The sequence below is a fragment of the Rhodobacter sp. TJ_12 genome (assembly GCF_020023995.1).
Classification (GTDB): domain Bacteria; phylum Pseudomonadota; class Alphaproteobacteria; order Rhodobacterales; family Rhodobacteraceae; genus Rhodobacter.
The window spans coordinates 92,055-101,790 of sequence record NZ_NRRD01000010.1; the positions used below are offsets into that span (position 1 = coordinate 92,055).

Below are 9,736 nucleotides of genomic sequence, written 5' to 3' on the forward strand. Positions count from 1 at the left end.
CCATGATGTCGGACTACGAACGCCGCCTTGCCGCGGCGCAGGCAGAACTGGATGGACTGGGCCTCAAGGCGCAGGTGCCAGGCCCCACAACGGCCCGGTTGCTGCGCATGGCCGGGCATGACCCGCGCCCTTGGCCTTATCTCCCCTTGCATCTGCGGTTGCTGGCTTATGGCGTGCCCTTCGGCGTGGTCTGGATCGTCGTCAATGCGCTGTTCGGCTGGCGCGGCATCTTGCAAGACCCGTCGCAGTTTTTGGCTTCGACGCTGTTGGGCATCCCGCTTTACACGCTGTTCATGGGGCTTTTGGAGCGGCGGCGCTGGTGCGGCAAGGGACTCAGCCGCTGGGAAGAATTGTGATCGCCCGGCTTTAGCGCTGGTGCATTTGCGCCGAAGATCCCCCTTGCCGAGCGCCATCCCCGCCCCTATCTCTGGGCGTGGCGGTTACTGCTCTTCGCGTAAACGGGGCCTTTTTCCAGTGGCCGATAACCATTCCTGAGGGAGCTGGCTCTGCCATGGCCCTGGCCTTGGTACCTGGCGCCCACCTGATTCGTCAGGCTCTCGGGAAATTTCGCCCCCACGGTCGCTGCGGTTTCCGCCACCCTTTCCCGCCATATACGCCCCGGTCAAACCGGGGCGCGAGGCTGGCGAGCTTAGCCTTTCTTGTCGTCCTGCGCGTCTCCGGTGCCGTAGCGCGAAAAAAGCGGCGCCTGCGCGGCAAAGAACCCCATCAGCAGGATCGTCAGCCCGAAGGTTTTAAAATTGACCCAGACGGTGTCCGAAAAGCTGCGCCAGATCACCTCGTTTGCCACGGCAAGGCAAAGGAAAAACACCACAAGCCGTTTCGTCAAAATCCCCCACCCCTCTGGCTTCATCGGGATCGCGCCATCCATCACCAATTGTAGCCATGGCTTGCCGCGCCACAGCCCAAAACCAAGGATCGCGGCAAAGAGCAGATAGATCAGCGTCGGCTTCATTTTGAAAAAGCGCGGATCGTTGAACCAGATCGACAGCCCGCCAAAAACCACGACCAGAACCAGCGTAGCAATCTGCATCGCCGCCAAATGCCCGGTCAGCAGCCAAAGCACCGCCATCGCGGCCACCAGCACCGGCACAAAAATCGCCGTGGCCAGAACGAACCCGCCATAGCTTTGCCCCCAAAGCTCGACCGGATGATCCTTGAACAGGAAAAAGGCGACAAAGAAGACCAAAAGCGGCCCGAAATCGAGCGCAGCTTTCAGCCCGGCGGAAATCTCTTTCTTTTGTGCCATCCGGCTCTCCCTATCGGTTGCCCGCAAATTCCACCACAACAGCGCCAAGGGCAATCAGCGCCATCAAGCCCGTCCGGCGCGGCCCGACCTTTTCACCCAAGACCAGCCACCCGATCAGCGCGGCAAAGACGGTCGAGGTTTCGCGCAGCACCGCCGCTTCGCCGACCCGGTCGATGCGCGTGGCCATCATCACCGCCCCGAAAGAGAAATAGGCGACGATCGCGCCGGTGACACCCCTTTTGACCAGGGGCAGGATTTCGGTTTTCGGAATGTGCCCCCAACGCCGCAAGGTCAACAGCGGCATGAACCAACCATCCAGAAAGAAAAACCACGCCAGGAAGGTGAAAGGGTTCGCCGTGGCGCGGATGCCATACGCATCGACCGTTGTATAAGCCGCAACAAAGCCCCCGGTCAGCACCGCAAGGGCAAGCGCCGAGACCATCGTTTCGCGCCCCACGGTCAGCGTGCGCAGGTTGTAAAGCGCAAGCCCCCAAATACCGCTGACCAAAAGCGCCACACCGGCCCATTGGCCGGGCGTGAAATGTTCGGAAAACAGAAGTCCCGCCCCGATCACCGTAAAAAGTGGCCCCGTGCCGCGCACCACGGGGTAAACGACCGTATAGGCCCCGCGCGTGTAGCTTGCCGCCTGCGCCAGCTTGTAGCCAATATGGATCACCACGACGAGCGCGAAGATCGGCCACATATGCGGCTCGGGCCAAGGCACGACAAACAGTGCAACTGGCGCAGCGATAAGCCCGTAAGACGCATCAATCACCGCGCGGCTCAGCCAAGGGTCATGCCGCCCCTTTTGCAAAGCGCCAAAAAGGGCATGCAAAAACGCCGCCATCAGCGCCAGTGCAATTGCCACATTATGCCCGGTGGGCGTGCCGGAAATCGCGTTAATCGTATCGATCACGTCAGATCTTCTTTATCGAAAGAAAAGGGGGCGCCGCCCCCTCTTTGGCTTTGCCAAATTCACCCCCGGGATATTTGGACAAAGTCGAAGCCAGACGGTTCATTGGCTTCGACCGCGCCGAAATATGTGGGCAAAGATGGCGGGCCAGCGGGGCGTGCGCCCCCTCTTACTCTGTTTCAATCCCCACAAGCGCTGCGGCAAATTCTTCGGGATCGAAAGGCGACAAATCGTCGATCTGCTCGCCCAGCCCGATCGCGTGAATGGGCAGGCCGAAGCGGTCCGCCAGCGCGACCAGAACGCCGCCCTTGGCGGTGCCGTCGAGCTTGGTCATCACCAACCCCGACACATCCGAGATTTTGCGGAACACATCGACCTGCGTGACCGCATTTTGCCCCGTGGTCGCATCCAGCACCAAAAGCGTGTTATGCGGCGCGCTGTCATCAAGCTTGCGGATCACCCGCACGATCTTGGCCAATTCTTCCATCAAATCAGCGCGGTTTTGCAGCCGCCCGGCAGTGTCGATCATCAACAGATCGGCGCCGTCCTCGGTCGCGCGCTTCAGCGCATCATAGGCCAGCGCCGCCGGGTCTGAGCCTTCGGGCGCTGTCAGCACCGGCACACCGGCGCGATCCCCCCAGACCTTCAGCTGTTCGACGGCTGCGGCGCGGAACGTATCGCCCGCCGCGATCACCACCTTTTTGCCCGCTGCGCGGAATTGGCTCGCCAGCTTGCCGATGGTTGTGGTCTTGCCTGACCCGTTCACACCGACGACCAGCACCACCTGCGGGCGTCGCGCATAAAGCGGCAGGGGTTTGGCCACCGGCTCCATGATCCGGGCGATCTCGGCGGCCAGAAGCTCTTTCAACTCAGGCACCGACAGTTTGCGCCCCATCCGCCCCTCGGCCAGGTTGGCGGTGACGCGCAGCGCGGTTTCCACCCCCATATCGGCGGTGATGAGCAACTCCTCGAGGCTTTCGAGCATGTCATCATCCAGCACCCGGCGGGGCACGTCGTTGCGTGCAGCCAAACGACCGAAGAAGCCGGGTTTCGCGGCTTCGGCGGAAGCCGCTGGCACCGGGTCAGGCGCGGATGGCGGCTCCGGTTCCGGGGCGGCCTCCGGTGCAGGCTCGGGCGCCGGGTCCGCGCCACCACGGCCAATCAGGCGGCCAAAGAAGCCGCGCTTTTCAGGTTCGGGCGTCGGAGTGGGCTCAGGCTCAGGCTCAGGCTCAGGCTCAGGCTCAGGCTCAGGCTCAGGCTCAGGCTCAGGCTCAGGCTCAGGCTCAGGCTCAGGAAGCGGATCGGGCATCGGCGGCGGCGGGGCAACCGGTTCTGACACGATCGGCTCTTCACCCACCGGTTCCGCGGCCTCCGGCGTCACCGGGTCTGGTTCAGGCGCCCCCTCCAGCGTCGCTTCGGGTGCGGCTTCGGGTGCGGGCGGTTCCGTGCGCGCAGGCTCTGCCTCCGGCACCGGCGTCGTGTCCTCTGTTGGCGCCTCTGCGGGCGACTCCTCTGCAGGGGGCGCCTCTAAAGCCGGCTCAGGCAGCGGCGGCGGTTCGGCAGGGGCGCTTTCGGGCGCAGGCTCCGGCGGCGGCTGCACAACGGGCTCTGCCGCCTGATCCTCTTGCGGCTCCGGCGCGGGCGCCTCTGCGATGATCGCGTCAAGCCCTTCCTCCAGCTTCGAGGAAGAGCGGGTGAGCCGCGATTTGAGCTTGTTGAAGAACGACATCGGGGCCTCCGTTTTGCAAACCCCTAGCGGATCGGGGCGGATGAGGGAAGGGCGAAGCCCGCTCAGGCCAGCGCCGCTGCCGCAATCAGTGCCTGCGCGGGCCAGTAAAGCGCCCAAACCGCCCGGCTGACAGCCCGACGCCCCGCCCCTTCGGGCAGAACGAAAAGTTCAAGTGCCAACAGAAAATCCGCGATCATGAACAAAACCGCGCCCCACAAGATGCGCGGATCGGGGCCGCGCAACGCCAGAAGCACCATCGCAAGGATCACCCCGATATAAAGCTGCACGGGCCGCTTGAGCGCTCCTGCGCGCGGCGCGATAAAGAGCAACGCCCCAAATGCCACAGCGCAGGCGGCCAGCGCGGGCAGCGGCAAGGGGCCGCCACTGCCCAGCACGAAAAACGCCCAAGCATAGGCCAGATGGCCGGCCCCAAAGACCGCCATGCCCGCCAGAAACATCCCCCGCCCGGGCCGCGACAGGCAGAAATCCCCCACCGCGCCAAGGATCAAACCGGCCAAAATCCACAGGCCCGGCCCGATCGGGGCAAACAGCGCCAGCCCCACGGCCAGCGCCAAGACCGACCCCGTCTTGATGAAGGATCGCCGCCAAGACACCGGCGCCCCGGCAAAGGCCACGCCATGCCAAAGCGCAAGGCCAAGCGCAGCACAGAAAAACGGCAAGGCGAGCAAATGAACGGCATTCATGGCCGCAAAAGGCCACAAAAGCCCGGACGCGGCAAGTCGTCACCCCCCCTGCCCGATCTTTTTGCCGCTAAGCAAAGGCAAAAGTCGGCCCCTTCCGCACCGGAGAAACCGCATATGTCCGAGACCCCCAAGGAATTGCCCTTTGCCACGTTCACCGAGGCCCTGCGCGGGCTGCGCAAGCTGGGCCGCGACATCCCCGAGATCGGCTCTTTCGCGCTGATGGCCTTTGCGCCGTTCGCGCTGATCGTTCTGGGGGCGCTGTTTGGCGGGATCTGGCCTTGGCTGGCGCTGGCGTGGATCTTCATCGGCGTTGATGTGCTGGACCGCCGCCTGCCGCACCCTGCGCCCGATGCGCCCGAGGGCCGCGCCTTTCCCGCCACCGATACGCTTTCGACCGCGCTGGCGATCAGCCATTTCGGGCTGCTGGTGGTGGTCGTTGGTGCGGTTGCGGGCTTTGCCGGGATCGGCTGGCCTGCCCGGATCGCGGTGCTCTTGGCGGCAGGGTTGTGGTTTGGTCAGGTCTCGAATGCCAATGCGCATGAGCTGATCCACCGCGGGGAGCGGAAGCTTTTTGCGCTGGGCAAATGGGTCTATATCTCGCTGCTTTACGGCCATCATGTTTCCGCGCATCGGCTGGTGCACCATGCCGCCGTTGCCACCCCTGCCGACCCGGCCACCGCGACGCTGGGCGAAAGCTTCTGGGCCTATGCGCCGCGTGCGTGGATCGGTGGATTTCAGACGGGCCTGGCCGAGGAAAAGGCGCGCGACGCGAAACGGCGCGATGCGCTGGGGCCGAAACCGGGGCTAAAGCAACGCCTGCGTGCGCTTAACCCCTATGTGATTTACGTTCTGGGCGGATCGTGGTTCGTGATCGGGGCGCTTTTGTTCTTTGGCTGGGGCGGTTTGCTGGCCTATCTGGCGCTTTGTGTGCTGGCGCAAATGCAATTGCTGCTGAGCGATTACGTCCAGCATTACGGGATGATCCGCAAAGAAACCGCACCGGGCCATTATGAGCCGGTGAACGAAACCCATAGCTGGGATGCGACCGAAACCGCCTCGTCGCTGATGATGCTGAACGCGCCGCGCCATTCCGACCACCATGCCCACCCGGCGCGCCCCTATCCGGCGCTGCAACTGGGCGATCTGGACAGCCCCGGCCGCCCGATCCTGCCGCGCAGCCTGCGGGTGATGTCGGCACTGGCGCTGCTGCCCGGCAAATGGGGCGCGACGATGGATCATCGCGTTTTGGCGCTGCGCAAGGCGGCTGCGGACAATGCCCCCACGCTGCGCATGGCCTCCCAAGATCGCTAAAATTCACGGAGCCGTGGCTTTGCCGCGCGCCCGTTTTAGGGCAATTTGGGCGCAAAGGAGACACCCGCATGCGTTCTCGCCTGATTGCCCTTGCCCTATGCCTCGTGCCGCTGACCACAGCGGCCGACGACATTGGCCCCCCCCTCAGCGCCGAGCAATTCGACGCGCTGACCCTTGGCAAAACCATCACCTATTCCGCCGATGGCGCGGTCTATGGGATCGAGGAATATCGCCCCGGGCGCCGCGTCGTTTGGGCCTTTTCCGAGGGGAATTGCCAAGAGGGGGACTGGTTCGCCATGGGCGATCAGATCTGCTTTGATTACCACATGCCCGAGGTGGGCCTGCAATGCTGGACCTTCCACCAACGCGGCGATGATCTGGTCGCTTGGTTTGAGGGCGACCGGGCGGGCGAGCCGCTGGTGTCGCTGCGCGAAAGCCCCGCGCCGCTTAACTGCCCGGGCCCCGAAATCGGCGTTTGAGGCGCCCCCGCATTTGCAGCGTTACCGAAACACGGCTTAGAACAACGACCCCTGTTCGGGCGGTGTGTTCTTTTTCTTGGTGTGTTTTTTCGGAGCGCGCGATTTTGGCGCAGGTTCTTGCCGCGCGGCGGGGTCGGCGGGCTTGGCCGCCGGGGCGCCCCCCGCGCTGACCCCCAAGCGGCCATCGGCGAATTCCACCTCGAACGTAACCGCCCGCGCGGCAGCTTCTTTTGTTTTCAAAATACTGTCGCCCGGCCCCCGCACCACCGCATAGCCGCGCCGCAAGGTCTCGGTATAGCCCAAGGTCTGACGCAACCGCTCCAGTCGCGCCAGCCGTTCATGAGCATTGGCCAAGCGCGTTTTCTGCGCTTGTTCCAGCCGCTCGGCCAGCCCGGCCAGTTTCTGCCCCTCATGCCGCATGTAGCTTTGCAAGAGCCGGGGCGAGACGCGGGCGGCCAAAGGCGCGAAAGCCGCGCGTTTCTTCACCACCAACCGATCCAGCGCCGGCAACAGCCGATCCGCCGTCAGATCAAACCGCTGCCGTTTCGGGCGCAGCAATGTCTCGGGCCGCCCCAAGCCCCGCGCCAGATCGGCCAGCCTTTGGCGGCGCACCTCAAGCCGGTGCAACAACGCACGTCTTGAGCGCGCCTCCATCTCATTAAGCCTTGCGGCCAGTTCCGCGCGCACTGGCACGGCGATTTCCGCCGCCGCCGTGGGCGTGGGCGCGCGCCGATCGGCGGCATAATCGATCAAGGTCGTATCGGTTTCATGGCCCACGGCGGAAATCAGCGGGATCTGGCTCTCCGCAGCGGCGCGCACCACAACCTCTTCGTTGAAGCCCCACAGGTCTTCAAGCGAACCGCCGCCGCGCGCGACAATCAACAGATCGGGGCGCGGGATCGCCCCATCCGGCGCCAACGCGTTAAAGCCACGAATGGCGGCGGCAACCTCGGGTGCGCAGGCTTGGCCCTGCACCGCCACCGGCCAAATGATCACCCGACGCGGGAACCGGTCACGCAGCCGGTGCAAAATATCGCGAATGACCGCCCCCGAGGGGGAGGTCACCACCCCGATCACCTCTGGCAGATAGGGCAGCGCACGTTTGCGCGCGGGGTCAAACAGCCCCTCTGCGGCCAGTTGCTTGCGCCGCGCCTCTAGCATCGCCATCAAGGCGCCCGCGCCCGCCGGTTCGATGGTGTCGACAATCAACTGATAGCGCGATTGGCCCGGGAAAGTGGTCAGCTTGCCCGTCGCAATCACCTCCATCCCCTCTTCGGGGCGGATCTGCATCCGCGCGACCTGCCCCTTCCAGCTAACGGCAGAGATCACGGCATTGGCGTCTTTGAGGTCGAAATACATATGCCCCGACGACGGGCGGCTGACCCGCCCCACCTCGCCGCGCACCCGCACCCGGCCAAATTCTCCCTCGATCACCCGTTTCACCGCGCCGGAAATTTCCGACACGGTGTAATCATGCGCGTTCGAATGGCCATCGCCCCCGGGGCTGTCGTCGATCAGGTCCATGTTGCCTTGCCTGTGGGTTGGCGAAACTTTAGAAGGCCGGAAAGCCGAGGCCAAGAGCCAAGAGGAGCAAGCGCATGAACATTCTGATCTTGGGCAGCGGCGGGCGCGAACATGCGCTGGCCTGGGCGGTGAAGCAAAACCCGAAATGCGACCGGTTGATCGTGGCGCCGGGCAATGCCGGGATCGGGCAGGTGGCGGAACTCGCGGCGATTGATCCGTGTTCAACCTCGGCGGTTCTGGCCTGTGTCGAAGAAAATGCGATCGATTTCGTGATCATCGGCCCCGAAGCGCCCTTGGCCGCCGGGGTGGGCGATGCCCTGCGCGCGGCGGGCATCTTGACCTTTGGCCCCTCGGCCGCGGCCGCACAGCTTGAGGCCTCGAAAGCCTTCACCAAGGAAATCTGCGATGCCTGCGGCGCCCCCACCGCCGCCTATGCCCGCTTTGACGCGCTTGACCCCGCCTTGGATTATGTGCGCGCCCAAGGTGCGCCGATTGTGGTCAAGGCCGATGGTTTGGCGGCAGGCAAAGGCGTGATCGTGGCGATGACGCTCGAAGAGGCCGAGGCTGGCCTGCGCGAGATTTTCGGCGGCGCCTTTGGCGAAGCCGGGGCCGAAGTGGTGGTCGAAGAATTCATGGCCGGTGAAGAGGCCAGCTTCTTCGTGCTGTCGGACGGGGTGAACGTGCTGCCCATCGGCACCGCGCAAGACCACAAGCGCGTGGGCGAGGGCGATACCGGCCCCAATACGGGTGGCATGGGCGCCTATTCCCCCGCACCAGTGCTGACCGAGACGCTGCAAGACCAAGTGCTTGACCAGATCATTCGCCCCACCGTCGCGGAAATGGCTGCGCGCGGCACGCCGTTTCAGGGGGTGCTTTACGCCGGGCTGATGATCGAAAACGGTCAGGCGCGGCTGGTGGAATACAATGTCCGCTTTGGCGATCCGGAATGTCAGGTGCTGATGCTGCGGCTGGGCGCGCAGGCGCTGGATCTGATGCAGGCCTGCGCCGAAGGGCGGCTGGACCAGATGCAGGCCACTTGGGCCGAGGATCACGCCCTGACCGTGGTGATGGCCGCCAAGGGCTATCCGGGCGGCTATGAAAAGGGCAGCGTGATCAACGGGCTTGAAGCGCTCCCCGAGACTGCGTCGCAAATGGTCTTTCACGCGGGCACCACCGCGAAAGAGGGCCAGATCCGCGCCGCCGGGGGGCGGGTGCTCAATGTCACCGCGCGCGGCGCCACGCTGCAAGAGGCGCAAACCCGCGCCTATGAGATGGTCAATCAGATCGACTGGCCCGAAGGATTCTTCCGCCGCGATATCGGCTGGCGCGCGCTATAAGCGCGAGCCCCGCCGGGGGATTGCCTGCCCCCGCCCTTCGGAGAATTTGATCACAACATCGAAGGCGCAGCTATCTTGCCTTCGACTTTGCGAAAATATCTCGGGGTGAATTCGCCTGAAAGGCAAAGAGGGGCAGCGCCCCTCAAATTTTCCCGCTTAGCAGTTGGGCACGTTCACCGCCAACCCGCCAAGGCTCGTTTCCTTGTAGTGTTCATGCATGTCGCGGCCCGTTTGGCGCATCGTTTCAATCGCCGCATCCAGCGGCACGAAATGCGTGCCATCACCGCGCAGGGCCAGCGATGCCGCCGAGATTGCCTTGATCGCGCCAAGCCCGTTGCGCTCGATACAGGGCACCTGCACCAACCCTTTGACCGGGTCGCAGGTCATGCCAAGGTGGTGCTCAAGCGCGATTTCGGCGGCGTTTTCGATCTGCTCGGGCGTGCCGCCCAGCACCGCCGCCAGCCCCGCCGCC

General features: G+C 64.4%; 10 protein-coding genes and 1 other RNA gene. 5 read left to right on the forward strand and 6 right to left on the reverse strand.

Going from position 1 to position 9,736, the window contains the following annotated elements:
* The first annotated feature begins 5 nt into the window (after positions 1-5).
* Positions 6-356, forward strand: coding sequence for a DUF6404 family protein (locus tag CKO11_RS09500; RefSeq protein ID WP_223637287.1), 351 nt, complete (start codon positions 6-8; stop codon positions 354-356).
* 81 nt (positions 357-437) lie between these two features.
* A non-coding RNA gene (gene ssrS, locus CKO11_RS09505) (6S RNA) lies at positions 438-595 on the forward strand.
* 54 nt (positions 596-649) lie between these two features.
* Here the strand turns inward: ssrS and CKO11_RS09510 are convergent.
* The 4 genes from CKO11_RS09510 to CKO11_RS09525 all read right to left on the reverse strand — a co-directional run bounded on the left by CKO11_RS09510 (position 650) and on the right by CKO11_RS09525 (position 4,613).
* Positions 650-1,267 carry an inner membrane-spanning protein YciB gene (locus tag CKO11_RS09510; RefSeq protein ID WP_223637290.1) on the reverse strand — a complete coding sequence of 206 codons (618 nt, stop codon included), beginning with the start codon at positions 1,265-1,267 and terminating at the stop codon, positions 650-652.
* A 10-nt stretch (positions 1,268-1,277) separates the two neighbouring features.
* A complete protein-coding gene (locus tag CKO11_RS09515; protein WP_223637293.1) occupies positions 1,278-2,183 on the reverse strand; it encodes an EamA family transporter in 906 nt (301 codons plus the stop codon).
* A gap of 166 nt (positions 2,184-2,349) precedes the next feature.
* Positions 2,350-3,909: a signal recognition particle-docking protein FtsY gene (ftsY, locus tag CKO11_RS09520; protein WP_223637296.1), complete on the reverse strand. Its 1,560-nt coding sequence runs from the start codon at positions 3,907-3,909 to the stop codon at positions 2,350-2,352.
* A 62-nt stretch (positions 3,910-3,971) separates the two neighbouring features.
* Complete coding sequence (locus tag CKO11_RS09525) at positions 3,972-4,613, reverse strand: lysoplasmalogenase (RefSeq protein ID WP_223637299.1); 642 nt, start codon at positions 4,611-4,613, stop codon at positions 3,972-3,974.
* A 114-nt stretch (positions 4,614-4,727) separates the two neighbouring features.
* Between CKO11_RS09525 and CKO11_RS09530 the strand changes: the two genes are divergently transcribed.
* Both CKO11_RS09530 and CKO11_RS09535 read left to right on the forward strand, forming a co-directional pair.
* Complete coding sequence (locus CKO11_RS09530; protein ID WP_223637302.1) at positions 4,728-5,924, forward strand: alkane 1-monooxygenase; 1,197 nt, start codon at positions 4,728-4,730, stop codon at positions 5,922-5,924.
* Positions 5,925-5,992: 68 nt separating this feature from the next.
* The gene (locus CKO11_RS09535; protein WP_223637305.1) at positions 5,993-6,403 is read left to right on the forward strand and encodes a hypothetical protein; all 411 of its coding nucleotides are present in this window, start codon (positions 5,993-5,995) and stop codon (positions 6,401-6,403) included.
* Positions 6,404-6,439: 36 nt separating this feature from the next.
* Here the strand turns inward: CKO11_RS09535 and xseA are convergent, their stop codons facing one another.
* Positions 6,440-7,927 (reverse strand): exodeoxyribonuclease VII large subunit, encoded by a 1,488-nt coding sequence (gene xseA, locus CKO11_RS09540; protein ID WP_223637308.1) that lies wholly within the window; start codon positions 7,925-7,927, stop codon positions 6,440-6,442.
* 74 nt (positions 7,928-8,001) lie between these two features.
* Between xseA and purD the strand changes: the two genes are divergently transcribed.
* Complete coding sequence (gene purD, locus CKO11_RS09545) at positions 8,002-9,264, forward strand: phosphoribosylamine--glycine ligase (RefSeq protein ID WP_223637312.1); 1,263 nt, start codon at positions 8,002-8,004, stop codon at positions 9,262-9,264.
* 156 nt (positions 9,265-9,420) lie between these two features.
* Here purD and CKO11_RS09550 read toward each other — a convergent pair.
* Positions 9,421-9,736, reverse strand: a 316-nt coding sequence (locus CKO11_RS09550) for an L-serine ammonia-lyase, iron-sulfur-dependent, subunit alpha (RefSeq protein ID WP_223637315.1), incomplete at its 5' end; no start/stop codon positions are given.